We start from the raw sequence: 25,891 nt of genomic DNA, 5'->3' as shown, positions 1-25,891 counted from the left end.
TTTCTATATTATTTCAATAGAAATTGTCTTTTAAAATTAACATCATTTATATGATAAAATACACGTTAATGTATAAACAGTAAACGATGAATAACTTATCATTACTATCTTACTCTTATTCTGATATTTGAAATTTATTCGTAGTCAATATCTTTATCTGCAATAACATTGTCATCTACTTCAATCGTATATCCAGCAGAATCACCTTGTTCAATTTTTAATGGAATAGTAATGATTTTATCCTTGTGAATATTGTATGTTTGACTTACCTGTGTACCACTATTATTTTTATCTCTAATATAAATCTTTACCTTTTGGCTTTCTCCATCATTTCCAGTATACGGAATATGATAAGTTTCCGTATAATTTTTTACGCTTGTCGTATGATTATCTTTCTTATCATCAGAAGAATCCGAGTCCTCTTTTGAATCTTTTTTTTTATCTTTCCCCTTAGAAACCATAAGTTCTACTGTACTTCCTTCATTTACTTCAGTCTGTTTTGGAGATTGTGAAATAATGATATCCTTATCTTTAGTATCACTATTAGTCGTCTTAACTTGTACTTTTAGACCCCTCGACTCTAATTCTTTTTTAGCATTTTGATAGTTTTTATTTTCATAGTCTTTGACGTAAACTTTTTTTACACCTAACGATTCAGTCAGTACAATATGATGATCGTTAATTTTCACCGATTCATTAGGGTTAATATTTTGCTTGAAAATATATCCTTTTGGCATTTGACTATTATATTCTTGATTAATTGTCACATGATTTAATTTATGATCTTTAAGTTTTTTTATAGCATCTTCTTTTTTAATCCCTATCACATTAGGCATATTTATCTTTTCTGGACCTTTTGATAATACAACATCTACTTTTTCTTGTTGGTTAACACGTTCTCCTGCTTTAGGATTGGAGTTAATAATTTTATTTTCGGGATAGTCATCATTATATTCTCTAGATATATGTCCTATTTCTAAATGCGAAGCTTTTAATACTTTTTCTGCTTCTTTTTCAGTTTTACCCGTTAAATCAGGCATTTCTGCATATTTATCACCAAGCATGCCCCAAGCGATAAACCCAATCAAGCTTAATAATAAAAGCGCTAGAATAAAAATAATAGCGACCTTTTTCTTTTTAGAACGTTTTTTACGTTGAGATGTGTACACATTATTTTCACTTGCTTGAAATTTATGATGATTGATAATAGGAATTTGCATCGTTTGCGCTATATCTTTTTTATGATTTTCTTCATCAAGTTTGTTTTTTATTTCTTTTTTATCAATGGGTACTGTTTGGGTGGTATCACTTATACGCGTATGCTTTTCTTCATTTAATCTGCTTGTAACAAGCACACTACTCAAATCATTATACATTTCTTCTATCGTTTGATAACGATCTTTAGGGTTTTTTTCAGTCGCCTTAAGTACCACATTACTTAAAGATTGTGGAATATTTGGATGTTTTTCAGTAATATTAGGAACTGTTTCTTGAATATGTTTAATAGCAATACTTACAACTGTCTCTCCCCTAAAAGGAGGTTCACCAACTAACATTTCATACAATACTATACCAATTGAATAGATATCGGTTGTTTCATTCGTTTTATCTCCTTTAGCTTGTTCAGGAGATAAATATTGAACCGTTCCAAGCACATGATTTGTTTGAGTCATTGATGTCTCACTTAACGCTTTTGCGATGCCGAAATCAAAAATTTTTAAAATTTTATCTTTATTAATTAGTACATTTTGAGGTTTAATATCTCTATGTATAATACGTTGCTCATGTGCTTGTTTTACCCCATTTAAAATTTGCTTAATAAAATCAATAGCTGTTTCTATATTCAATGGACCATGGCTATGTATATACTCAGATAGTGTCGGTCCATCAATATATTCCATAATAAGATAGAAATTATCATCATCTTCTTCAACATCATATACTTCCACAATATTTTCATGAACAATTTGTGTAGCACTATTTACCTCTCTGTAGAAACGTTTCATAGTTTCATCTTTTTCGTTTTGTGAAATAGAAATTGCTTTAATAGCCACTTTACGTTCAAGTATAGTGTCTTCAGCAAGATAAACAATACTCATTCCTCCGCCACCAAGTTTATCTAAGAGTTGATAGCGATCATTAATTAGCTTGCCATTCATACATTATTACCCTCAATTTCAGCTAATAGTACACTCACATTATCTTTAGATTGATGATCTAAGGCAGCTTGTATTAGTGCTTCTCCAAGTTCATTTAATGATGTAGACTGATTCATTAACGTTTCTATTTCATGATTTCTTACATAATCTGACAGTCCATCAGAATTAAGTAATAAATAATTATAGTAACTGATGCGCTTTGTAAAAATATCAGGACTTACTCGGCGATCAGTACCCATTACTTTAGTGATTATATTACGTTGAGGATGATTAAACGCTTCTTCTTCAGTAATTTGTCCGGTCATAAGCAAATGATTAACAAATGAATGATCATATGTAATCTGTTCAATTTCTCTTGAATTAATCACGTATGCTCTAGAATCACCAATATTTGCTACTACAATTTTATTATCAAATATGAGGGCACATACACACGTTGTGCCCATACCACGATATTCTTCATTCGTTGTAGCATATTCAAATAATTCGAGATTAATATCTTTTAATGTTTTACTTAACCATGATTCAGCTTGGTCTAATTCAATAAAGTTTTCTGTTTCAAAATAGTCTCGTAATTGATTAGTAACAAATTGACTTGCAACTTCACCTGCTTTATGACCACCCATTCCATCACACAACACTAACAATTGTTGATGTGTTTGGTTATAAAATATACCTCCCGCGTCTTCGTTCTTTTCTCGATGTTGTCCAGTATCTGTGAAAAACTGTGCGTTAAGCATGATGATTACCTCGTTTCTACTTGTCGTTCCTTAGCTCTTAATTGTCCACATGCTGCATCTATATCTGAGCCTTGTTCTCTTCTAATTGTTGCATTGATGCCTAAACGTTTCAATTCTTTTTCAAATTTAAAAATATCATCTTTTGGTGTTTTAACATAATTACGTTCAGGAACATGATTGACTGGTATAAGATTTACATGACAGTTTAAATCTTTAATTAAATGTGCTAAATCTCTTGCATGTTCAAGTTGATCATTTACGCCTCCAAATAATCCATATTCAAATGTAATTCGACGATTCGTTTTTTCTTGATAATATTTGATTGCTTCCATTAATTTTTCAACATTATACGCTCTATTAATTGGCATTAATTTTGAACGAATTTCATCTTTAGCAGCATGTAAACTTACTGCAAAATTAATTTGAATTTGTTCATCAGCAAAGTCATAAATACGTGGGATAATTCCTGACGTTGATACTGTAATATGTCGCGCCCCAATGTTTAAACTATTATCATCATTGACTATTTTTAAAAAGTCCATCATTTCATCATAATTTTCGAAGGGTTCACCAATTCCCATAATAACAATTTGTGATACACGTTCATTAGTAGCATCAAGTGCTTTTTGAACTGTGAGTACTTGAGATACAATCTCGCCAGCCTCTAAGTTACGCTTTAAACCACCTAAAGTTGAAGCACAAAATGTACAACCAATTCGACAGCCTACTTGAGTCGTTACACATACAGAATTACCGTAATCGTGTCTCATTAATACCGTTTCAATGGTATAACCATCTTGTAATTCAAATAAAAACTTAATTGTTCCATCTTTACTTTCTTGTTTAACTACGGTAGTTAACGTTGTCATAACAAAGTTATCTTTTAACAATTGTCTTAAGTCTTTAGATAAATTAGTCATCTCATCAATAGTGTCTACACGCTTTTGATATAACCATTCAAAAATTTGTTTAGCTCTAAATTTTTGTTGTCCGTGCTCAATTAACCAATTTTGCATTTCATCATATCTTAACGAATATATTGATTGTTTTTCAAAATTTGGTAAGAATTTATTTTTTTTCTTTTTTTCAGCAGTTATCATCTTAACTTTCCTTTCTTTTTATTTTAGTAATGAAAAAGCCATCTGAATTAAAGTCTTGTGGCAAAATTTGTAGTGTTTTTACTTTTTCACCAGTAACAGGATGCGTCATCAATTCAAATTCAAAATCTTTATTTTCTTTTAAAAATGTATAAATTACATTTTCATTTTCCATTTGTTCAATTGTGCAAGTTGAATAAATAAGTGAACCGCCTGGTTTCAAGTTATGTTTAACATTATCTAATATACTTAATTGAATTTCTACAAGATCATTAATACTATCCTTAGATTGTACATATTTAATTTCAGGCTTATGTCTTAATACACCTAATCCACTACAAGGTGCATCTACTAAAATTTTGTCATATAGTTCTGAATATGGTTGTGTTGCATCATGGTCGAAAGTGGACACATTCTTTAATTTTAACTTTTTGATATTTTCTTTAATTAAACCAATTTTATGCTTATGAATATCTGTAGCATCTACATGGCCTGTGGATGCTAGTAATTCTGCCATATGACAAGCCTTACCGCCAGGAGCACTGCATGCATCTAGTATGGTATCGCCTTTTTGAACATCCATTAAATACCCTACTAACATTGAACTTTTATCTTGGATGGAAATAAGTCCATCTTTAAAAGCTCGAGATTCAATCACTGGTTTACCTGTAAGGTGTAAACAATATGGAATGAGTTGATCAATATCCACATGATAACCTTCTTGTAAAAGCTCCTTACTTATTGTTTCAACATCCGTACGACTTGTATTCACTCTTACTGTACTTGCAGATTGTACTAGAAATGATTTTGCAATCTTATGTGTCGTTTCTATTCCGTAATGTGTAATCCAATGCTCAATAATCCATCTTGGTATACTATATTCAATCGTCATACGTTGCTTTTCATTCTTAATTGTTTCCAATGTCGGTAAGTCACTTTTAAATATGTGACGAAGTATAGCATTAACGATGTTCCCATTGTGCTGGCCACCACGACGTTTAGCAATATTAACTGCTTCATTTATAATTGCATGATTAGGTATTTTATCTAGGAAGACATATTGATATAAACTCATCCATAATAATTGACGTACCCAACCTTTAATTCTAGTCTTAACAAAGGGTTTTAAATAAAAATCTAAAGTCATTTTACGCTTTATTGTTCCATAAACTAATTCTGTAAACAATGCTTTATCGACAGTTGCAATATTATATTGGTTAATGACTTCGTTAATTTTTAAATTGCTATAAGCATTATCGTTTAAAATATCTTGAATGGTATGAAATGCAAGGTCTCTTACTGATTGTGTCATACTAATTTAGTCCCCACTAATGAATCTTGTACACCACTTAAATATTGAGCAGCAAGCATTCGTTTTTTCCCAGATAATTGAATATCTGTTAATGCAATAGCATCCAAAGAGCCAGTTCCTACAATAATTGCAGTCTTAGTGATTTCTATAATTTCACCTGGTTCTCCGTTTTTTCCTTTTTCAATATGAGCTTGATATAGTTTTAAATTTTTATCATTCATAGTTGTATAAGCCACTGGCCATGGTGATAATCCACGAATATGATTGTGTATCTCTTTAGCGCTTTTAGTCCAATCGATACGTTCGTCTTCTCTGCTAATATTAGACGCAAACGTTGCTTTTGAATCATCTTGTGGAATACTTTCATTTGAACCATCTATAATAGAAGGTAATGTTTCTTTTAATAAATCTGCACCTAAAAAGCTTAATTTATCGTGCATTGATCCTACATTATCATCATCTTCAATGTCGATGGCCTTTTGAGAAATAATATTACCTGCATCTAACTTTTTCACCATATACATGATTGTAATACCCGTTTGTGCTTCACCATCTATAATGGCTTGGTGAATAGGTGCTCCACCACGATATTTTGGCAATAATGAGGCATGTACATTTACAGCACCTAACTTAGGAAGATTTAATAGACTTTCAGGTAATAATTGTCCAAATGCTGCCGTTACAATTAAATCAGGATTTAAATCCATAAGTTCATTTAACTCATTAGAATCTTTTAACTTTTCAGGTTGATATACTGGAATGTGATATGTTTCTGCCACTTTCTTTACAGGAGGAGGGGTTAATACACGCTTACGTCCTACTGGTCTGTCTGGTTGAGTAACTACTGCGATGACTTCATGTTCAGCGATTAACATCTCTAGTACTTTTGTTGAAAAATCTGGTGTTCCCATAAAAATTATCTTACTCATTGTCAAAATATGCCTCCACTTCTTTTTCAGTCAATATTTTTGTAGCACGTTCGGTAAATGGAATACCATCTAATTGATCAATGATGTGCAGTATCATTCTAGCCACATCATCATAAGCAGTTAATTCAATCTCGTGACCTTCTAAATCATTTGCTTCTACAGTTATCATTTTACTACGTTCTACCTCCCCAAATACATTAGGAAGATTAACCGAACCTTCTAAATCAATGATTTTCTCATTAGATTCTGTTTTGATTTTAGGATTGATTAATTGCAAGAGTCCTTCCGCTTCCATGTCAATTATAGCAACACGTTGACTTACACCAATTTGTGGCGCTGATAAAGCTGATGCTTCTTCAGAATATAAAGTGTCTTCAATATCTAATAATAAACGTTTTAAATTTTCATCAAAAGTTGTTATCTTTTTTGCTTTTTTAGATAAAACAGGATGAGTCGATGGAACTAATTTCTTTATTGCCACTTAGAACGCCTCCCGAAAAAAATTCATCATATTATTATAACGTAATTCAATTTAAAATGCGACCTTAGTCTTATCTTCACTCTTCTCAGATAACTTTAATTGCTTTTAATTTTTTTCATATCTAAAATAATTATGAAGACAATTAATATATTAAATAGACTAAGGAGGTATAAAGAATGGAAGTCAATAAAGTGATTTACATTATCCTAGCTGTCTTTTTAGGTGGCTTTGGCGTACACAAATTTTATGCTGGTAAAATGATGTCTGGTCTTCTTCATTTATTATTCTGTTGGACAGGAATTCCTCATATTATTGCAATCATCAGTGCGATTCTGACATTACTAAGACCAGCAGATGAAAATGGAAACGTAACAATGTAACATGTAAATACAAAAAGAGTTACACCACGCAGTTAAACGCAAACGGTGCAACTCTTTTTTTACATTAATATTTGAGGATTGATATCAATCCTTAACGATAATTTATCTTTAATATATGCTTCATGATAATAATCATCTAAGTACTGTAATGCATGAATTAATTCTGGCTCACTCTTGTATTTAACCAATATTTGAAAACGATGTTCGTTATTAATTCTAGCAATTGCCGCTGGAGAAGGTCCAAGTACGAGTGCTCTTTCAGAAAGATGTTGCAGTAAAATTTGATGTACATGTTTAGCAGCTTCCATTACTTTTTTCATATTTTTATGCGCAATAGTAAAATTAATTAAATAATAATAAGGTGGATATTTACCTAATTTTCTAAATTGCATTTCTTTATGATAAAACGTTAAATAATCATTTTTTTGAACATCTTCTATTGCATAATGAGTTGGATTATATGTTTGAATAATCACTTTACCAGGTTTTTCATGACGACCAGCACGACCTGAAACTTGTGTAAGTAACTGATACGTTCTTTCACTCGCCCTAAAGTCGGGCAAATTCAACATTGTGTCAGCATTAAGCACACCAACTAATGTTATATTTGGATAATCTAAACCTTTTGCAATCATTTGTGTGCCTAATAAAATATCGCCTTTTCCCTTTTCAAAATCAGTCAATAGCTTTTCATGTGCACCTTTTCTTGACGTCGTATCTACATCCATACGAATAATACGTGCCTCTTCAAATTCTTGTTGTAAAATTTCTTCTACCCTTTGTGTACCTGTACCAACCTGTCTGATATGTGGGCTTTCACAATTAGGACACAAGTTAGGAGGCAAGTCTTGATAGCCGCAATAGTGGCATTTTAGTTGGTCTGTCGTCTTATGATAAGTTAACGAAATATCGCAATGTGGACATTGTGGAACATATCCACAATCTCGACATAACATAAACGAAGCATAACCCCGTCGATTTAAAAATAAAACGATTTGTTCATTTTTATTCAGTCTATCTTGAATCGCTTGTCTTAATTCTTCTGAGAACATGGAACGATTACCTGAACTTAGTTCTGCTCTCATATCAATGATATCTATTGAAGGTAAAGCTTGTTGATTAACTCTTTCAGGTAAAGTAAGTAATTGATATACATTTTTTTCTGCCCGTGCATAAGATTCAAGACTTGGTGTCGCACTTCCTAATACTAATGGACATTGATGAAATTGACTTCTCCATTCTGCTATGTCTCTAGCATGATAACGTGGATAATCTTCTTGCTTATATGTTGATTCATGTTCTTCATCAATAATAATAATGCCTAAGTTTTTAAATGGTGCAAAGATACTTGATCTCGCACCTACGCTTACACGTGCTCTTCCATCTCTAATTTTTTGCCATTCATCATATCGTTCACCATTTGACAAACCTGAATGTAAGACAGCTACATCATCACCAAAACGTCGCTTAAAGCGTAAAACCATTTGTGGTGTCAGCGCAATTTCTGGAACAAGCATCATAGCTTGTTTATCTTTTTTTAATACTTCTTCAATGGCTTGCAAGTAGACTTCAGTTTTACCTGAACCTGTGACGCCGTGTAATAAAAATGTACGTTGTGCGTTGTGATCTATTTTTTCTTTAATTTGTTGAAATGCGTTATTTTGATCAGGGGTTAACATTCGTTTTTCTTCTTTTTCAAAGATACGATTTGCAAAAGGATCTCGTTCAATTTCAGCATCATATTTTTCAAGGAAACCTTTTTTGACGAGACCCTCTATACTTGATTTAGAAAATCCCATTTCTTCAAGTTCTTTTAAAAATACATTTCTATGATGTTCTTCTAAAAGATAAGCATACACATCATATTGTTTTAATTTCTTTTCTAGTAAAGCTAATATATCATCTGGATTGTATCCTTCAACAACTCGTACTGCACGCTGTGTTTTTCTTTTTGTATGTTGAGATAATATGGTTTCTTCTTCTATTAAATGTTGTTCAAGTAAACGATTTAATATATTTAAATGATTATTTTTTTGCGCATCTTTATACTTATAATATCCGTTGTTATCAAAGTATTTTAATATATCTTCTTCAATATCATTGTGACGGACTATTTTAAATACTTTAGTGTATTTTGCTTTAATCGCGCTTGGAAGCATTGCCTCTAACACAGAAATGCGTTTTGAAATATGATAATGACTCAACCATTCACTTAATTGGATAAGTTCAGGTGTTAATTCTGGTCGAATATCTCTAATTTCTTTAATTGGTTTCAATTTATCTATATTGACATCTTCACTTGGTTGTTGTTGTATATCCATAACATATCCTTGAATAGTACGTGGACCAAACGGTACAACAACTCTTACACCCACTTTTATAAAATCTTTTAAATGGTCAGGTACGAGATAATCGAATTTAAAATCAACACTCTTAGAAGGAATATCTACAATGACCTTCGCAATCATTATTGCCACCTAGTTTCCAGTTCATCTAAAATTTGTTGTGCAAGTTGCACTTTCTTTCCTTTTTTTATATTAATACGTTGTCCATCTTTAAAATGCATAGTGAGTTCATTATCATCAGATTGAAATCCAATGGTCTGATCTCCTACATTATTCGAAATAATGACATCCGCATTTTTACGTTTTAATTTATCTTGTGCATAAGCATTAATATTTTGGGTTTCAGCTGCAAATCCGACCAAGTATTGATGTGTTTTATGTTCACCTAAATATTTCAAAATGTCCTTTGTTCGCTTAAAAGTGACAGAAAGATTGCCATCTTGTTTTTTCATTTTATGATTCAATACATCAGCCGGCGTATAATCTGAGACGGCTGCTGCTTTAACAACAATATCTTGTTCTTCATATCGACTTGTAACTGCATTAAACATTTCTTCTGCACTTTCTACATGAATGACTTCTACATTCTCTGGATTATCAAGTTGCGTTGGTCCTGCCACAAGCGTCACCTTTGCACCTCTTTTAGCTAAAGCTTCTGCAATTGCATATCCCATTTTTCCAGAGGAACGATTAGATACAAACCTTACTGGATCAATTACTTCAATTGTAGGACCAGCAGTAACTAAAGCATGTTTCCCTTCAAAAGAAGTATAAGATATGTGTGATAGTTCATTCTTATCTTTAAAATAATCATTTATGATTTTGACAATTTGAAGAGGTTCCTCCATACGTCCCTTTGCAATGTACCCACATGCTAAAAAACCATCTCCAGGTTCAATAAAATGATATTCATCGTCTTTTAATACAGAAATATTATGTTGCGTACGTTTATTTTCATACATATGAACATTCATAGCTGGAGCAATAAATTTAGGGGTTTCTGTAGCAAGTAGCGTTGATGTGACGATATCATCAGCAATACCTACACTTAATTTGGCAATAGTATTAGCGGTAGCAGGTGCAACAACGATACAGTCTGCCCAATCACCTAATGCTATATGTTGAATGTCTTCAGGATTTTCTTCAATAAATGTATTGGTATATACAGGGTTTCTACTAATGGCTTGAAAGGCTAAAGGTGTAACAAATTCTTGTGCATGATCAGTGAGCATTACTCTTACATCATAATTCGCTTGCGTAAGTTTACTAGTTAAATCAATTGCTTTATAAGCAGCAATGCCTCCTGTAACAGCTAATAGAATGTTCTTCATGATTCGACTCCTTTAGTTATATTTATAGTCTTCACTTTTAAATTTATTATACACAACTAAGATGAAAAACTAAAAACACGGGAGTAGAACAGATTTTTAATTCACTGTTCTACTCCCGCAAGATTAACTGATTCTAAAAACGCTTATATAAGTACATTTTCAATTGAATCAGAGATTGCAAAAATGTTTAAAAGTCTGAAATACATGGTAACTTATATTTCAGAACAACAACTTAACTGATAACGAAATAATTTTATTTATGCTTGAAACTCTTCAGGTACAACAGGTGAAATTTTTCCGCTTGCGATCTCTTCTAGTGCTTCACCTACAGGTTTTGCTGAATGATAACCATTTAGTAATGCAGTTTCAGGCTTTTCGTCTAATTCACGTGCACGTTTAGCAGCTGTTGTTGCAATTAAATATTTTGAATTAATTTGTGATTGTAATTGATTTAACGGTGGGTTTAACATTATTTCTTTGCCTCCAATAACATTTTTCTATATATCGCTTCAACGCGTTCTCTTTTTAAGTGCTCGGCTTCTACAATTGATTGAATTCTTTCTTTAGCCAAATGAACTTCATCATTAACAACGACATAATCATAAAGATTCATCATTTCTACTTCTTTACGTGCTTCATTTACCCTACTTTGAATCTTTTCATCTGTTTCTGTACCGCGACCAATAAGACGTTCTTTCAAATGATCTAAGCTTGGCGGTGCAAGAAAGATAAATAATGCGTCAGGAAATTTTTTTCTTACTTGTTTCGCACCTTCAACTTCAATTTCTAAAAACACATCATGACCTTCAGCCATTGTATCTTTAACATATTGTACGGGTGTCCCATAGTAATTTCCTACATATTCGGCATATTCAATAAATTGATCTTCTTGAATTAATGCTTCAAATTCTTCTTTCGTTTTAAAAAAGTAATCTACACCGTTAACTTCTCCTTCTCGCATTTGACGCGTAGTCATCGAGATTGAGTATTTATATGATGTAGTTGGATCGTCAAATATCTCTTTACGAACAGTTCCTTTACCTACTCCTGAAGGACCTGAAAGAACAATTAGTAATCCTTTTTCATTATCCATGCCTTACGACCTCTCTAAGCTATTCTTCTATTATTTAAATATGATATCACATTGTTGTTTACGTTGTATAGAGTGTACTAGGATAAACTTAACTCATGACGCTCTATTGTTACCATGTTACAATATAATGAATGACAAAACTGAAGGTGGAAAAAATTATGGCTTATGATGGCTTATTTACAAAAAAGATAATAGAATCACTACAATTTTTAGTAACAGGTAGAATTCACAAAATTAATCAACCAGAAAATGACACAATCATTATGATTATTCGTCAAAATCGTAAAAACCATCATCTATTGTTATCTATTCATCCCAATTTTTCAAGAATGCATCTCACCAATAAAAAGTACGACAATCCCTTTGACCCACCAATGTTTGCACGTGTCTTTCGTAAGCATTTAGAGGGAGGTATTGTTAAATCAATACGACAAATCGGTAATGATCGTAGAGTAGAAATTGACATTGAAAGTAAAGATGAAATTGGCGATACGATATATCGAACAGTGATATTGGAAATCATGGGTAAACATAGTAATTTAATACTAGTAGATGATCAATATAAAATTATAGAAGGCTTTAAACACTTGACGCCAAATACAAATCAGTATCGTACAGTGATGCCTGGTTTCAAATATGAAGCTCCTCCTACTCAAAACAAACGAAATCCATATGATATTTCAAGTGATGAGGTGCTCAAATTCGTTGACTTTAATGCCGGAAAAATTGCTAAACAATTACTCAATGCGTTTGAAGGCTTTAGTCCTCTAATTACAAATGAAATTACAAATCGTTACCAATTTATGAATCAAGATACTCTACCTCAAGCTTTTGAAGAAGTGATTGACCAAACATTAAAAGTACCCGTACCAGTATTTCATAAAAATCATGAAACAGGTAAAGAAGATTTCTATTTTATGAAATTAAAACAATTCTCGGATGATATTGTTATCTATGATTCATTACATGATTTGTTAGATCGTTATTATGATGCTAGAGGTGAGCGAGAACGTGTAAAACAACGTGCGAATGATCTAGTACGCTTCGTACAACAACAATTACAAAAATATCAACACAAGTTAAGTAAACTTATAGACGAATACGAAAGTGCTAAAGATAAAGACACACAACAATTATACGGTGAACTCATTACTGCTAATATTTATCGTATTCAACAAGGTGACGCGTCTATAAACGTTCTAAATTATTATACTAATGAAGAAGTAACGATTCCATTAGACCCTACTAAATCACCATCCGTGAATGCTCAATACTACTATAAGCAATATAACCGAATGAAGACACGAGAAAAAGAACTCGATCTTCAAATTGCTCTTACACGTGAAAATATTGACTATTTTGCCAATATTGAACAGCAATTAGAACATATTACAGTTGATGAAATTGATGACATTCGTGATGAATTGGCAGAACAAGGATTTATGAAACAACGTAAAAATACTAAAAAGAAAAAACAAGATAAAATCCATTTACAAACATATATATCTTCAGATGGAGACACGATTTTAGTAGGTAAAAATAACAAGCAAAATGATTATTTAACAAATCGTAAAGCTCAAAAATCACATATATGGTTCCATACTAAAGATATTCCAGGTTCGCATGTTGTCATTTTAAATGATGCACCGAGTGAGACTACGATAAAAGAGGCAGCAATGCTTGCGGGATATTTCTCTAAAGCTGGAAATTCTGGTCAGATACCGGTAGACTATACAGAAATCAAAAATGTCCATAAACCTTCTGGCGCTAAACCAGGATTTGTCACATATGATAATCAAAAAACGTTATATGCAACACCTGATTATGACCAAATCCAGCGTATGAAGCAGGATAAAAATTAAAAAAATAAAAAAATAAAAATCCGTAGATGCTTTTTTTAAGTCATCTACGGATTTTATATATCATAGTGTCTATTTTTCTGGTAATGCAAGTTGGAAACTTACTCCAAATTTATCTTGCACCCATGCAAACTCACGAAATGGTGGCATAGAAGTTTTAGGCATCAGTATAGCACCTTCTTTTTTTAGACCATTAAATAAACGTTCCATTTCCATAGCATCTTCAACAGTGATATATAAAGAGATGGAAGGATTCATTGGTAATTCTTCACCATTATCGGCATCTATCGCCATGAATACTTGACCATTTAATGTGAAAATAGAATGTTGAACTGTCCCAGGTTCTCCAGGACCATCTTCTCCGTATTTTACCATTGTTAAAATCTCACTGTTTTTAAATAAGCTTGTATATAAATTGACTGCTTCTTCAGCTTGATTATTAAACATTAAAAATGGTGTTACTTTAGGTATTTCCATTGTAATCCTCCTATAATTTATAATTAATGTCTATTTTAAACTATTTTTAAAAATAATAAAAAGTTAGCTATTAAGAACTTTGAATTAAAAGTAGCTTTAATTTTGAAAACTTTCCATAAACAGTTAAAATTAAATAAAAGTATAATAGGAGGCATTTAATATGATGCATTATATTCTACCACTATTAGCAATGGTCATCGTTTTATTAATCGGATGGGTGTTAATTAAAATCTTTATACGTTAAGTTAATTATAGATTGATATAAAAAGATACATATAAATATGTTGATTCATATTTATATGTATCTTTCTTTCTATATTTAGATTTTATCTTTTTGACGTAAACGTGCTTTGGCTTTTTTAAAGAAGTCACTTGCATGCTCAAAAGATTCCATTTGTGCGTGATGCATATGTTTAATACTTTCTTTAATAGTTAACACATGTGCTGTTTGTTTAAATTCTTTTTCACTGTATAAAAATTGATTCACATGTTTTAACTGATTATAAAATGCATTATTATCTTTGTCTTTAGACAACTTTATCACCCTTTAAGCGAAACTTAGAGATTATCGCGCCAATCCACTAATGTTTGAATATCATTTTCTGAAATTTTGCCTTCTTCTTTAGCTACTTCAATAAGTTCATTATAATTACTTAGCGTATAGAATGGTAGATTCGCTTGTTTGAACATGTCGTCTGCTTTAGCTAGACCATAAGTAAAGATTGCAACTACACCTACGACTTCAGCCCCTGCTTCTCTTAAAGCTTCCACTGCAGTAATTGACGATCCCCCTGTTGAAATTAAATCTTCCACGACAACGACTTTTTTATTTTTACTTTGTGCGCCTTCAATTTGATTTTGTTTACCATGACTTTTACTTTTAGATCGTACATAGTTCATTGGTAAGTTTAGTTTTTCAGAAATATAAGCAGCATGTGGAATACCAGCAGTTGCTGTTCCTGAAATAACCTCTACATTATCAAAATGTTCTGTAATAAGTTCACTTAATCCATCACGAATGTCTTGACGTACTTTAGGGTAACCTAATGTAATACGATTATCACAATAGATAGGTGATTTTATGCCTGAACTCCATGTGAATAAGTCATTGGGTGATAAACTTACTGCTTCAATATCTAATAATGATTTTGCTATGTGTTTTGACATATTAACTTAACCAACTTTCCTTTATTTTTGTATAACTCTCTTGTGGATGCTCACTTTGAGTTATTGGACGACCCACTACAATGTGAGTTGAACCTAATTGTTTCGCGTCTTCTGGAGTTGTAATACGTTTTTGATCATTCACCGCTGCACCTTTAGGTCTGATACCAGGCGTCACCTTTAAAAAGTCAGAACCTAGAGACTTTGTCAGTAATTTAGCTTCTAATGGTGAACATACTACGCCATCTAATCCTGACTCTTGCGCTAATTTTGCATAATTTAACACTGCTTCTTCAATAGACGTTTGGATATTTTGTTCTTGATGAAGCATTTCTTCAGTCGTTGATGTTAATTGAGTCACTGCTATTATTTTAGTAGTTTCATTATATTTACGTAACCCTTTTACAGCATGTTTCATCATTTCAGTTCCACCAGCAGCATGCACGTTAACTAAATCAACATTTAACTTACCTAAACCCTCCATAGCTTTTTGAACTGTATTAGGAATATCGTGTAACTTAAGGTCTAAAAATATATCATGTCCACGTTCTTTTATTTTCTTAATTAAAGCTGGTCCAGTTTGATAATATAATTCCATTCCTACTTTTACAAAAAGTGGTTCATCAAATTGATCTAAAAAATCAAGAACATGATCCTCAGAATCAAAATCTAAAGCTATAATTGGTAAATCTCTCATTCATTAAACTCCTTTAAATAAATCACTTTTATTTTAAAAAGAAGCGACTTGTGCTTAAACATAAAGCAAGTTAACACATAAGTCGCTTATAATTACGGCATTACATATTTCTCATTGAAAATGTCATACTTTCAATGACATTTGTTAATGCACTTGCAGTATCTAATGAAGTTAAACATGGCACTCCGTTTTCTACAGTAGTACGTCGAATTTGGAAGCCATCTCTTTCAACTTCTTTACCTTTTGTCATTGTGTTAATAACAATTTGTACATCCCCATTTTGGATACGTGTTAATAAATCATCTTCTCCACCGATTTTACCAACAACTTCAACAGGGATATTGTGCGCTTCTAATTTTTGTGCAGTACCTTGTGTAGCTAAGATTTTATAACCTACTTCATTTAAACGGTGCGCAATATCAACGATTTCTTCTTTATCTTTATCACTTACTGTCATTAATACGGTACCATGATCTTTTACTTCTACACCACTACCTGTTAAACCTTTATATAAAGCTTTTTCAAGAGTTAAATCTTTACCCATCACTTCACCGGTAGATTTCATTTCAGGTCCAAGTGTCACGTCAACATTTTTTAATTTATTAAAACTAAATACCGGTGCTTTAACAAACACACCCTCTGAATATGGTTGAATACCTTGTTGATAGCCTAAATCTTTAAGTTTTGTGCCCATTATCGCTTGCATGGCAAGTTGTGCCATTTGAATATCAGTAATTTTACTTAAGAAAGGCACTGTACGACTTGCACGTGGGTTAACTTCTAATACATACACACCATCATGTGCAATAACGAATTGAATATTGATGAGACCCACAATGTTTAATCCTTTAGCTAATTTAATTGTATAATCTTCGAGTGTATTTATTTCTTCATCGCTCAATGTTTGTGGTGGATACACTGCAATTGAATCACCGCTATGAACACCTGCACGTTCAATGTGCTCCATAATACCCGGAATAATAACTGTTTCACCATCAGAAATTGCATCGACTTCTATTTCTTTACCTGTTAAATATCTATCCACTAATACTGGATGTTCTGGACTTGCTTTAACAGCTTGTTCCATATAGTCTTCTAATTCTGCATCACTATTTACAATTTCCATGGCACGGCCACCTAATACATAAGAAGGTCGTACAACTACTGGATAACCAATTTCACGTGCATTTTCTAATGCTTCTTTAGGAGAAGTGGCTGTTTTACCTTTAGGTTGTGGCACATCAATTTTTCTTAAAAGTGCTTCAAATTCTTTTCTATCTTCTGCACGATTTAAATCTTCTAATGATGTTCCTAAGATTTTCACACCATGTTTAGCTAATTTATCAGCTAAATTGATTGCTGTTTGACCACCAAATTGAACTACTACACCTTTAGGTTGCTCTAAATTAATGATATTCATTACATCTTCTTCAGTTAGCGGTTCAAAATATAATTTATCTGAAATTGAAAAGTCTGTTGATACTGTCTCTGGATTATTATTAACAATGATTGCTTCATATCCGGCATTTTGAATTGCCCAAACTGCATGCACTGTCGCATAATCAAACTCTACACCTTGTCCGATACGTATTGGTCCAGAACCTAATACTAAAATTTTCTCTTTATCTGTAACTATAGATTCATTTTCTGTTTCATATGTTCCGTAATAGTATGGTGTAGATGATTCAAATTCTGCTGCACACGTGTCTACCATTTTATACACAGGTTTAATATCATTATCTTGACGTAATTGATATACTTCTTCTTCAGTCATATCAAAGCGATGAGCAATCACTTTATCACTGAAACCATAATCTTTTGCATATTTAAGATATTCTAAGTCTCCTGGATGCGCTTTAAGTTCATGTTCAATATGAATAATATTAAGGAATTTATTTAAGAAGAAATAATCAATTTTAGTCATTTCATGAATTTCTTGTAATGATGTGCCACGTCGAATCGCTTCACCAATAAAGAATAAACGCTCATCATCTTGATGACTAATACGTTCTTTAATGTAGTCTAAGTCATAACTTTCACCGTTTGGTAAACCAAGATGATGGACACCATATTCTAATGAACGAATCGCTTTTAATAATGATTCTTCATATGTACGACCAATAGCCATCACTTCACCAGTAGCCTTCATTTGTGTTCCTAATTCACGTTCACCTTTTTCGAATTTATCAAATGGGAAACGTGGAATTTTTGAAATGACATAATCAAGTGTTGGTTCAAACGCAGCATAAGATGTTCCAGTTATAGGATTTAGCATCTCATCTAATGTTAAACCAACCGCAATTTTAGCCGCTAATTTAGCAATTGGATAGCCTGTTGCTTTTGATGCTAGTGCAGATGAACGAGACACACGTGGATTAACTTCAATAATGTAATAATTTAATGAATATGGATCTAAAGCCAGCTGTACATTACAACCACCTTCAATACCTAAAGCACGAATCACTTTAAGCGATACATCACGTAACATTTGGTATTCAACATCTGATAGTGTCTGACTAGGAGCTACAACAACTGAATCTCCAGTATGGATACCTACTGGGTCAATATTTTCCATATTACATACTACAATGGCATTGTCATTTTTATCACGCATCACTTCATATTCAATTTCTTTATATCCTGCTATTGATTTTTCAATTAAACATTGAGTCGCTGGACTATAATGTAATCCATTACTTACAACTTCTTTTAATTCTTCATCATTATGACAGATACCACCACCAGTACCCCCCATTGTAAAGGCAGGACGTACAATTAATGGATATCCTACTTGTTCTTTGAATGCAAATGCTTGTTCTACAGTATTTACTATATCACTTTCAGGTACCGGAACATCTAATTCATTCATCAATGATCGGAATAATTCTCTATCTTCTGCTTGTTGTATAGATTCTAATTTTGTACCTAATAACTCTACATTATTTGCTTTTAATACACCGCTATCATGTAATTGTATTGCCATATTTAAACCTGTTTGTCCACCTAATGTAGGTAATAATGCATCAGGTTGTTCTTTACGAATGATACGTGCAATAAAGTCATGAGTTAAAGGTTCAATATATACTTTATCTGCAATTTCTTTATCAGTCATAATGGTTGCAGGATTTGAGTTTACTAAAATAACACGGTATCCTTCTTCTTTTAAAGCAAGACACGCTTGTGTTCCAGCATAGTCAAATTCTGCAGCTTGTCCAATAATAATAGGACCTGAACCAATTACTAAAATCGTTTTAATATCGTCACGTTTAGGCATTCGTTTTACTCTCCTTTTTATTATCTTTAAAATCTCTCATCATGTCTAAGAACTCATCAAATAAGTAATTTGAGTCACTTGGGCCTGGTCTTGCCTCTGGATGATATTGCACTGAAAAGGCTGGTAATGTTTTATGTCTTAATCCTTCAACCGTACCATCATTTAAAGCAATATGTGTCACTTCTAAATCTGTATTTTCTAATGAGTCTTTATCAATAGCATAACCGTGATTTTGACTTGTGATATCGACTTTACCTGTGCGTAAATCTTTTACAGGATGATTCGCACCACGATGTCCGAACTTCATCTTAAATGCTTTGGCACCTTGAGATAATGCAAATAACTGATGACCAAGACAAATGCCAAAGAATGGTATATTTCCTAAAACACCTTTAATCATATCTAAGGCAACATTAACTTCTTCTGGATCTCCAGGTCCATTTGAAAGCATGACACCATCTGGTGACATTGCTAATATTTCCTCTGCTGAAGTATCATAAGGTACTACAGTAACATTACATCCTCTTGAATTAAGCTCTCTAACAATATTTTGCTTTTTACCAAAGTCTAATAACACGACGCTTAAATCTGAGCCTGTTGATACATACGGTGTTTTTGTTGACACAGTAGTTACCTCATCACGAGGTAATTCTGCAGTTTTTAAGTTAGCTGCAAGTGATTCAATTTCCTCTTTATTGTCAGTAAATCCTGCTTTTAATACACCATATTTTCTAATTTTTCTAGTAATACTGCGTGTATCTACCCCTGAAATACCAGGAATTTGATATTGAACAAGTACTTCATGTAATGTTTTTTGTTTTCTAAAATTACTTGGATGCGTACTTGCTTCCTTAACCACTACCCCATTTAATGTAGGTGTAAGTGATTCAAAATCGTCTCTATTAATACCATAATTTCCAATTAAAGGATAAGTAAATGTAACAATTTGACCAGTATATGATGGATCAGAAATCGTTTCTTGATATCCAGTCATCGCTGTATTAAATACAATTTCACCGATTGATAATTGATCTGACCCTAATTTATATCCTTCATAATATGAACCATCTTCAAATACGAGATATCTACGTTCAAACATTTTACTTGTCCTCCTTAAATTTAACTTCACCCTCAACCATTGTTAAAACAGGGTTACCATATACTTTATATCCTATAAATGGTGTATTATCTGCTTTAGATAAGAAGTCTTCACCACGAATTTCTCTTTCTTCATCTAAATTGATGATTGTTAAGTCTGCATAGCTGCCTTCTTCTAATTTTCCATAAGGTAAATCAAATATTTGTGCTGGTTTAATTGTTAAGTAATCAACAAGTTGTTGTAATGACCAGTCTCCATTTTTAACAAAATGAGTATATAATAATGGGAAGGCTGTTTCACTTCCTACAATACCAAATGGTGCTTTTGTCATTGGCTGAGCTTTTTCTTCTTTGGCATGAGGCGCGTGATCTGTAGCAATACAATCAATGGTACCATCTAGTAATCCTTCTAATAATGCATCTCTATCTTCTTTACTTCTTAATGGTGGATTCATTTTAAAAATGGCATTATCACCTGGAACATCATCTTCAGTTAATAACAGATGATGTGGTGTCACTTCAGCAGTAACATGAATGCCTGCTGCTTTAGCATCACGAATTGCTCTTACACTTTCTTTTGTTGAAACGTGGCACACATGATAGTGACAATTTGCTGCTTCTGCTAATAAAACGTCTCGTGCAATTTGTACAGATTCACAAATGTTTGGAATGCCAGGAATACCTAATTCTTCACTACGTTTACCTTGATGCATTGCACCACCATAAATTAAGCTATTATCTTCACAATGAGCAACAACTGCTTTATTTAATTTTGCAGCTTGTTGCATCGCTTCATACATCATTGCTGACTCCTGAACACCTACACCATCATCTGTAAATGCAAATGCACCCTCTTTTGAAAGTGCTTCAAAATCAACATGCTCTTTACCAGCTTGACGAATTGTAATTGATGCATAAGGTAAGACACGGACTTGTGCATTTTCTTTAATTAATGATTGCAACTGATCCATGTGTTCTACTGTATCAGGTACAGGACGTGTATTAGGCATAGGACATACTGTTGTAAACCCGCCACGTGCAGCTGCTTTTGTTCCAGTTTCAATTGTTTCTTTATGTTCTCCACCTGGTTCTCTTAAATGTACATGCACATCTACTAGTCCTGGTGCTACAAACTGACCATTTGCATCAATGACTTCAGTACCTTCATCAATATTAATATTTTCATTCATTTCCTTGATATATTGTCCATCAATTAAAATTGACGTTGATTTAAGTTCACCATTGTCTAAAATTTTAGCATTTTTTATAAGTTTCATAATTATTCTCCTTTTCTTGATAAAAGTTTATCTATTACAGCCATTCTTAAATACATTCCATTTTCCATTTGTTTAAAGATTCTTGACTTAGGTGCTTCAACTAGTTCACTATCGATTTCTACGCCACGATTTACTGGAGCAGGATGCATCACTATCGCATCATCTTTTAAACGACGATACCTTTCTTTAGTTAACCCATATTGTTCATGATAATGATCAGCTTTAAAGTTTGCTTCATCAGTAATACCATGTCTTTCATGTTGAACTCTTAAAAGCATAATGATATCAACTTTATCAATCACATCATCAATATTTACATAGGGAGCATCTAATGTTTCATCTACCCATTCATTAGGACTTGAGAACATTACTTTAGCGCCAAGTGAGGTTAAACTTGTATAATTACTTCTTGCTACACGAGAATTTTTAATATCTCCACATATTAAAATATTTAATCCTTCAAACGTTTCGTATTCTTCATAAATCGTCATTATATCCAATAAGCTTTGAGTAGGATGCTGACCACTACCATCTCCAGCATTTGCAATCGGAATATTTAAATTTTCTAGTTCTTCGTAATATGCATTTTGAGGATGTCTAATGACTAATAAATTGACGCCAATACTCTCTAACGTTTTACAAGTGTCATAAAGTGATTCTCCTTTTTGTACTGAAGAAGTGCTTGTTTCAAAGTTAACTTGTTTCAATCCAAGATTAAGTTCAGCTACTTCAAAACTGCATTTTGTACGTGTTGAATTTTCAAAGAATAAGTTAGATACATATTTTCCTTCATACTGAGGGACAATTTCTTTTCCTGATTTAAAACGACTCGCTGTTTGAATAAGATTAAAAATATCGTCGTTTGTTAAATATTCCATTGAAAATAAATTTTTCATGACCTGCCTCCTAAAAGATCCTCTTTTATTTAATGTCTGATTCTTCTTTTTCTTTTGGCAAAATAAGATTTAATATGATTCCTGATAATGCTGCTAAAGCCATGCCTTCAATTTGTAGGTTCACACCAAGACTTTTTAAATTGATAACTAAATTTCCAATACCAACTACTAGTACTACTGATGCAATAACTAAATTACGATTACTAGCAAAATCAACACGACTTTCTACCAACATTCTAAGTCCACTTGCTGCAATAATACCGAATAATAAGATAGATACACCACCCATAACTGGTGTAGGAATTGATGAAATTAATGCTGAGAACTTACCTATAAATGATAAGATAATTGCAATCACTGCTGCGCCACCAATGACATAGATACTATATATTTTTGTAATTGCGAGTACACCAATATTTTCGCCATAAGTTGTACTAGGCGGTCCTCCAATAATACTAGCGAACATTGTTGAAACACCATCACCTATAATTGAACGATGTAAACCTGGATTTTCAAAGAAATTACGTCCTACAATTTTATTAATTACCATTTGATGGCCAATATGTTCACTGACTGTTACAAATACTATAGGCAACATGACTAAAATAAGTCCGATATGTATCGATGGAACATAATCTTTAAATGGTAAATATATATCTGGAAAATCTAGCCAACTGGCTTTAGCAATTGGTTTGAAATTAACAATGCCTACAAAAATTGACACAATATAACCTACAATAATTCCTATTAACACAGGAATAAGAGAAAGGAAGCCTTTAAAGAATCCTTGAACAATAATAGTTACTAGTAAAGTTACTAATGCTACTAATAAATAGCTTAAATTGTAACCCTTCATATCTCCTGAATTCTCATACATTGCCATGTTTACTGCTGTTGGTGCGAGACTTAAACCAATGACCATAATAACTGGACCAACAACAACTGGTGGTAAAAGATGCATCAACCAACCGGTACCACTTAATTTTATGAAGATACCAATAACGATATACATTACGCCACTAGCGAATAATGCGACAAGCATATCTCCTAAACTGTGTGTACTTAACCCCGTAATAATTGGAGTAATAAATGCAAAGCTTGAACCTAAATAGGCAGGTATCTTTGCTTTAGTAATTAATATATATAGTAATGTTCCTATCCCAGATGCTAATAATGCTGCAGAAATAGGTAACCCTGTTAAAAATGGAACAAGGACAGTTGAACCAAACATTGCAAATAGATGTTGTAAGCTTAAAAACGCCCATTGTGCTGGTTTTGGTTTATCTTTTACATCTAGTACTGGTTTGACAGTACGTTTAAACATTTGCTCATTTTCCATGAAATGTTCTTCCTTTCTAAAAAAGTCTCTTTACACTATGGTAAAGAGACTAAAATAAATTAATGAAATATTATAAAAAGCTTCTTTAAGTTTTTTATAACATGACATAGGAAAAGTATTTAATTTAAGTGAGACATATCATCTATCCAATTAATAAATACATTACACGCTCACCATTAAATACTTTACCTTTTTCAGTCTCTCGTACTGGTTTAAAAGGTTAGTTATTCAATTACTACTGCATTTCTATCATCTATTTCTTCAAGATAAACAGATACTGCTTCATCTTTTGCAGTAGGTATATTCTTTCCAACAAAGTCTGCTCTAATTGGCAGTTCACGATGGCCACGATCCACAAGGGCAGCGAGGCCAATTTTTATAGGTCGAGAATGTAATAAAATTGCATCTAAAGATGCTCTAACTGTTCGTCCAGTATAAAGTACATCATCAATAATGATCACTATCTTATCTGTAACATCTTGATCAATTTCAATGGCATCTTTAGTGATAGGCTTTTTCGAGTTTTCAATATCATCTCTAAAATGAGTAATGTCAATCGTACCTGTTGGAACTACATGATGTTCAATTTGTTTAATTTTTTCTTGAATACGACGTGCTAAAAATTCGCCTCTTGTTTTAATACCTAAAAGAACAAGTTGTTCAGTTCCTTTATTATATTCTAGAATTTCATGTGCTATACGTGTAACAGTACGTTGTATAGCTGCTTCGTCCATAATAATACGTTCTGACATGATTACACCTCTTAAAAGAAAAAACCTCATGCCTTTTACAAAGACATGAGGTTTAATGTATATAAAAATATTTTATATGATTCGTCTGATAACAATCGAACAATTAAAGTTAATCATATTTATATCATTAGTCACCCTGTCTTTTGAGCCTCTCTGGACTCTTTTTAAAAGACACTGTTTTGTTTAATTTTAACTGTTATTAGCTTAAATCTTTTTAGTTCATAAGTCAATATGCTTTCTTTTAATTTACGACTTTGTTCTCTAATTTTATGATTCTCTTAATCGAATATCTTCTAATAGCGATTGAAACTCTTGAGGTAACTCAGCATGACGTTCAATATATTCATGAGTGACAGGATGTTCAAAACCAATAACTCCAGCATGTAAAGCTTGTCCACCAATATCTAATGTTTTTCTAGGACCATATTTAGGATCTCCAACAAGTGGGAACCCAATATATTTCATATGAACACGAATTTGATGAGTACGACCTGTTTCTAATTGACATTCAATTAATGTATAGTCATTGAAATGTTCTATTACATTAAAATGAGTCACTGCTTCTTTTCCATCATCAACAACATCCATAGATTGACGGTCTTTTTTGTTTCTGCCTATTGGAGCATCAATTGTTCCATAATCATGAGGGATATTACCATGTACTAAAGCTGTATACTTACGCTTTACTGTTTTATCCATAAGTTGTTCTACTAGACCACGATGTGCTATATCATTTTTAGCTACCATAAGTAAACCAGACGTATCTTTATCAATACGATGAACAATACCAGGACGTATCTCTCCATTGATACCTGATAAATCTTTAATTTGATACATTAACCCATTAACTAATGTACCTGTATAATGACCTGGTGAAGGGTGTACAACCATGCCTTTAGGTTTATAAACAATGGCTACATCTTCATCTTCATAATAAATATCTAAATTGAGGTTCTCCGGTAAAATATCGGCTTCAACCACTTCTTTTTCAGTCACTTGAATCTCATCATTTAATTTAACTTTATAATTTGATTTGATTATTTTACCATTAACAGTGACTAAATCATTTTTAATCCAATCTTGAAGTTGACTTCTAGACCACTCACTATTGAAATCAGATAATAATTTATCAATACGCTGACCTACGAGTGCTTCATCTTCTATTTTATATTCATACGTTTCCACTACGTG

General features: G+C 32.5%; 23 protein-coding genes. 2 read left to right on the top strand and 21 right to left on the bottom strand.

All coding sequences use genetic code 11. The annotated features are described in order from the left end of the window. Positions 1–134: 134 nt before the first annotated feature. From pknB to HMPREF2930_RS06710, 6 genes are read right to left on the bottom strand one after another with little or no spacing between them, the layout of a single operon-like run. Positions 135–2,159 carry a Stk1 family PASTA domain-containing Ser/Thr kinase gene (pknB, locus tag HMPREF2930_RS06735; RefSeq protein ID WP_017174573.1) on the bottom strand — a complete coding sequence of 675 codons (2,025 nt, stop codon included), beginning with the start codon at positions 2,157–2,159 and terminating at the stop codon, positions 135–137. Then, the gene (locus tag HMPREF2930_RS06730) at positions 2,156–2,899 is read right to left on the bottom strand and encodes a Stp1/IreP family PP2C-type Ser/Thr phosphatase (protein WP_017174572.1); all 744 of its coding nucleotides are present in this window, start codon (positions 2,897–2,899) and stop codon (positions 2,156–2,158) included. The genes pknB and HMPREF2930_RS06730 overlap by 4 nt, the downstream gene beginning before the upstream one ends. Before the next feature lie 5 nt (positions 2,900–2,904). After that, positions 2,905–3,999, bottom strand: coding sequence for a dual-specificity RNA methyltransferase RlmN (rlmN, locus tag HMPREF2930_RS06725; RefSeq protein ID WP_017174571.1), 1,095 nt, complete (start codon positions 3,997–3,999; stop codon positions 2,905–2,907). Position 4,000: 1 nt separating this feature from the next. After that, a complete protein-coding gene (gene rsmB / locus HMPREF2930_RS06720; protein ID WP_017174570.1) occupies positions 4,001–5,308 on the bottom strand; it encodes a 16S rRNA (cytosine(967)-C(5))-methyltransferase RsmB in 1,308 nt (435 codons plus the stop codon). Then, the gene (gene fmt, locus HMPREF2930_RS06715; RefSeq protein ID WP_029376748.1) at positions 5,305–6,237 is read right to left on the bottom strand and encodes a methionyl-tRNA formyltransferase; all 933 of its coding nucleotides are present in this window, start codon (positions 6,235–6,237) and stop codon (positions 5,305–5,307) included. The genes rsmB and fmt overlap by 4 nt, the downstream gene beginning before the upstream one ends. Then, entirely contained in the window at positions 6,230–6,718 is a 489-nt protein-coding gene (locus tag HMPREF2930_RS06710) for a peptide deformylase (protein WP_017174568.1), read from the bottom strand. Before HMPREF2930_RS06710 ends, fmt begins: the two co-directional genes overlap by 8 nt. 176 nt (positions 6,719–6,894) lie before the next feature. Between HMPREF2930_RS06710 and HMPREF2930_RS06705 the strand changes: the two genes are divergently transcribed. Then, the gene (locus HMPREF2930_RS06705) at positions 6,895–7,098 is read left to right on the top strand and encodes a TM2 domain-containing protein (protein ID WP_002448731.1); all 204 of its coding nucleotides are present in this window, start codon (positions 6,895–6,897) and stop codon (positions 7,096–7,098) included. A gap of 59 nt (positions 7,099–7,157) precedes the next feature. Here HMPREF2930_RS06705 and priA read toward each other — a convergent pair whose 3' ends face one another. The 4 genes from priA to gmk all read right to left on the bottom strand — a co-directional run bounded on the left by priA (position 7,158) and on the right by gmk (position 11,867). Beyond that, positions 7,158–9,566, bottom strand: coding sequence for a primosomal protein N' (gene priA / locus HMPREF2930_RS06700; protein WP_017174567.1), 2,409 nt, complete (start codon positions 9,564–9,566; stop codon positions 7,158–7,160). After that, on the bottom strand, positions 9,566–10,774 hold the full coding sequence (gene coaBC / locus HMPREF2930_RS06695; protein WP_017174566.1) for a bifunctional phosphopantothenoylcysteine decarboxylase/phosphopantothenate--cysteine ligase CoaBC: 1,209 nt from the start codon (positions 10,772–10,774) through the stop codon (positions 9,566–9,568). Before coaBC ends, priA begins: the two co-directional genes overlap by 1 nt. Positions 10,775–11,031: 257 nt before the next feature. Continuing rightward, entirely contained in the window at positions 11,032–11,244 is a 213-nt protein-coding gene (rpoZ, locus tag HMPREF2930_RS06690) for a DNA-directed RNA polymerase subunit omega (RefSeq protein ID WP_002448867.1), read from the bottom strand. Then, the gene (gene gmk, locus HMPREF2930_RS06685; RefSeq protein ID WP_002448723.1) at positions 11,244–11,867 is read right to left on the bottom strand and encodes a guanylate kinase; all 624 of its coding nucleotides are present in this window, start codon (positions 11,865–11,867) and stop codon (positions 11,244–11,246) included. The genes rpoZ and gmk overlap by 1 nt, the downstream gene beginning before the upstream one ends. Positions 11,868–12,025: 158 nt before the next feature. Here gmk and HMPREF2930_RS06680 point away from each other — a divergent pair, with 158 nt between their 5' ends. Beyond that, positions 12,026–13,729, top strand: a complete 1,704-nt coding sequence (locus HMPREF2930_RS06680) for an Rqc2 family fibronectin-binding protein (RefSeq protein WP_019835569.1) — start codon at positions 12,026–12,028, stop codon at positions 13,727–13,729. A gap of 69 nt (positions 13,730–13,798) precedes the next feature. Here HMPREF2930_RS06680 and HMPREF2930_RS06675 read toward each other — a convergent pair whose 3' ends face one another. From HMPREF2930_RS06675 to HMPREF2930_RS06625, 11 genes are all read right to left on the bottom strand, one after another. Further along, positions 13,799–14,203 carry a VOC family protein gene (locus HMPREF2930_RS06675; protein ID WP_017174564.1) on the bottom strand — a complete coding sequence of 135 codons (405 nt, stop codon included), beginning with the start codon at positions 14,201–14,203 and terminating at the stop codon, positions 13,799–13,801. Between the two features lie 319 nt (positions 14,204–14,522). Continuing rightward, positions 14,523–14,747 (bottom strand): hypothetical protein, encoded by a 225-nt coding sequence (locus HMPREF2930_RS06670; RefSeq protein ID WP_231451764.1) that lies wholly within the window; start codon positions 14,745–14,747, stop codon positions 14,523–14,525. A 14-nt stretch (positions 14,748–14,761) separates the two neighbouring features. Beyond that, the gene (pyrE, locus tag HMPREF2930_RS06665) at positions 14,762–15,370 is read right to left on the bottom strand and encodes an orotate phosphoribosyltransferase (RefSeq protein WP_017174562.1); all 609 of its coding nucleotides are present in this window, start codon (positions 15,368–15,370) and stop codon (positions 14,762–14,764) included. Between the two features lies 1 nt (position 15,371). Further along, positions 15,372–16,064: an orotidine-5'-phosphate decarboxylase gene (pyrF, locus tag HMPREF2930_RS06660; protein WP_017174561.1), complete on the bottom strand. Its 693-nt coding sequence runs from the start codon at positions 16,062–16,064 to the stop codon at positions 15,372–15,374. A gap of 100 nt (positions 16,065–16,164) precedes the next feature. Next, complete coding sequence (carB, locus tag HMPREF2930_RS06655) at positions 16,165–19,338, bottom strand: carbamoyl-phosphate synthase large subunit (protein WP_017174560.1); 3,174 nt, start codon at positions 19,336–19,338, stop codon at positions 16,165–16,167. Beyond that, on the bottom strand, positions 19,331–20,437 hold the full coding sequence (locus HMPREF2930_RS06650) for a carbamoyl phosphate synthase small subunit (RefSeq protein ID WP_017174559.1): 1,107 nt from the start codon (positions 20,435–20,437) through the stop codon (positions 19,331–19,333). Before HMPREF2930_RS06650 ends, carB begins: the two co-directional genes overlap by 8 nt. A gap of 1 nt (position 20,438) precedes the next feature. Beyond that, on the bottom strand, positions 20,439–21,713 hold the full coding sequence (locus HMPREF2930_RS06645) for a dihydroorotase (RefSeq protein ID WP_017174558.1): 1,275 nt from the start codon (positions 21,711–21,713) through the stop codon (positions 20,439–20,441). A gap of 2 nt (positions 21,714–21,715) precedes the next feature. Beyond that, complete coding sequence (locus HMPREF2930_RS06640; protein ID WP_017174557.1) at positions 21,716–22,609, bottom strand: aspartate carbamoyltransferase catalytic subunit; 894 nt, start codon at positions 22,607–22,609, stop codon at positions 21,716–21,718. Between the two features lie 25 nt (positions 22,610–22,634). Continuing rightward, on the bottom strand, positions 22,635–23,948 hold the full coding sequence (locus HMPREF2930_RS06635) for a uracil-xanthine permease family protein (protein WP_017174556.1): 1,314 nt from the start codon (positions 23,946–23,948) through the stop codon (positions 22,635–22,637). Between the two features lie 224 nt (positions 23,949–24,172). After that, a complete protein-coding gene (pyrR, locus tag HMPREF2930_RS06630) occupies positions 24,173–24,700 on the bottom strand; it encodes a bifunctional pyr operon transcriptional regulator/uracil phosphoribosyltransferase PyrR (protein WP_017174555.1) in 528 nt (175 codons plus the stop codon). Positions 24,701–24,967: 267 nt separating this feature from the next. After that, the gene (locus tag HMPREF2930_RS06625; RefSeq protein ID WP_017174554.1) at positions 24,968–25,885 is read right to left on the bottom strand and encodes an RluA family pseudouridine synthase; all 918 of its coding nucleotides are present in this window, start codon (positions 25,883–25,885) and stop codon (positions 24,968–24,970) included. Positions 25,886–25,891 lie beyond the last annotated feature (6 nt).

Source organism: Staphylococcus sp. HMSC068C09, assembly GCF_001813735.1.
Classification (GTDB): Bacteria; Bacillota; Bacilli; order Staphylococcales; family Staphylococcaceae; genus Staphylococcus; species Staphylococcus hominis.
The sequence above is the reverse complement of the archived record's forward strand: the minus strand, read 5'-3'. Positions and strand labels throughout refer to the sequence as shown.

Bases quoted from the DNA above. Each gene is read 5' to 3' on its own strand.
- HMPREF2930_RS06680 (WP_019835569.1), top strand. From the start codon at position 12,026: ATGGCTTATGATGGCTTATTTACAAAAAAGATAATAGAATCACTACAA.
- HMPREF2930_RS06645 (WP_017174558.1), bottom strand. From the start codon at position 21,713: ATGAAACTTATAAAAAATGCTAAAATTTTAGACAATGGTGAACTTAAA.
- HMPREF2930_RS06705 (WP_002448731.1), top strand. From the start codon at position 6,895: ATGGAAGTCAATAAAGTGATTTACATTATCCTAGCTGTCTTTTTAGGT.
- carB (WP_017174560.1), bottom strand. From the start codon at position 19,338: ATGCCTAAACGTGACGATATTAAAACGATTTTAGTAATTGGTTCAGGT.
- pyrF (WP_017174561.1), bottom strand. From the start codon at position 16,064: ATGAGAGATTTACCAATTATAGCTTTAGATTTTGATTCTGAGGATCAT.
- rpoZ (WP_002448867.1), bottom strand. From the start codon at position 11,244: ATGTTAAACCCACCGTTAAATCAATTACAATCACAAATTAATTCAAAA.
- rsmB (WP_017174570.1), bottom strand. From the start codon at position 5,308: ATGACACAATCAGTAAGAGACCTTGCATTTCATACCATTCAAGATATT.
- fmt (WP_029376748.1), bottom strand. From the start codon at position 6,237: ATGAGTAAGATAATTTTTATGGGAACACCAGATTTTTCAACAAAAGTA.
- pyrR (WP_017174555.1), bottom strand. From the start codon at position 24,700: ATGTCAGAACGTATTATTATGGACGAAGCAGCTATACAACGTACTGTT.
- HMPREF2930_RS06730 (WP_017174572.1), bottom strand. From the start codon at position 2,899: ATGCTTAACGCACAGTTTTTCACAGATACTGGACAACATCGAGAAAAG.
- HMPREF2930_RS06640 (WP_017174557.1), bottom strand. From the start codon at position 22,609: ATGAAAAATTTATTTTCAATGGAATATTTAACAAACGACGATATTTTT.
- HMPREF2930_RS06675 (WP_017174564.1), bottom strand. From the start codon at position 14,203: ATGGAAATACCTAAAGTAACACCATTTTTAATGTTTAATAATCAAGCT.
- rlmN (WP_017174571.1), bottom strand. From the start codon at position 3,999: ATGATAACTGCTGAAAAAAAGAAAAAAAATAAATTCTTACCAAATTTT.
- pyrE (WP_017174562.1), bottom strand. From the start codon at position 15,370: ATGTCAAAACACATAGCAAAATCATTATTAGATATTGAAGCAGTAAGT.
- HMPREF2930_RS06635 (WP_017174556.1), bottom strand. From the start codon at position 23,948: ATGGAAAATGAGCAAATGTTTAAACGTACTGTCAAACCAGTACTAGAT.
- pknB (WP_017174573.1), bottom strand. From the start codon at position 2,159: ATGAATGGCAAGCTAATTAATGATCGCTATCAACTCTTAGATAAACTT.
- coaBC (WP_017174566.1), bottom strand. From the start codon at position 10,774: ATGAAGAACATTCTATTAGCTGTTACAGGAGGCATTGCTGCTTATAAA.
- priA (WP_017174567.1), bottom strand. From the start codon at position 9,566: ATGATTGCGAAGGTCATTGTAGATATTCCTTCTAAGAGTGTTGATTTT.
- gmk (WP_002448723.1), bottom strand. From the start codon at position 11,867: ATGGATAATGAAAAAGGATTACTAATTGTTCTTTCAGGTCCTTCAGGA.
- HMPREF2930_RS06650 (WP_017174559.1), bottom strand. From the start codon at position 20,437: ATGTTTGAACGTAGATATCTCGTATTTGAAGATGGTTCATATTATGAA.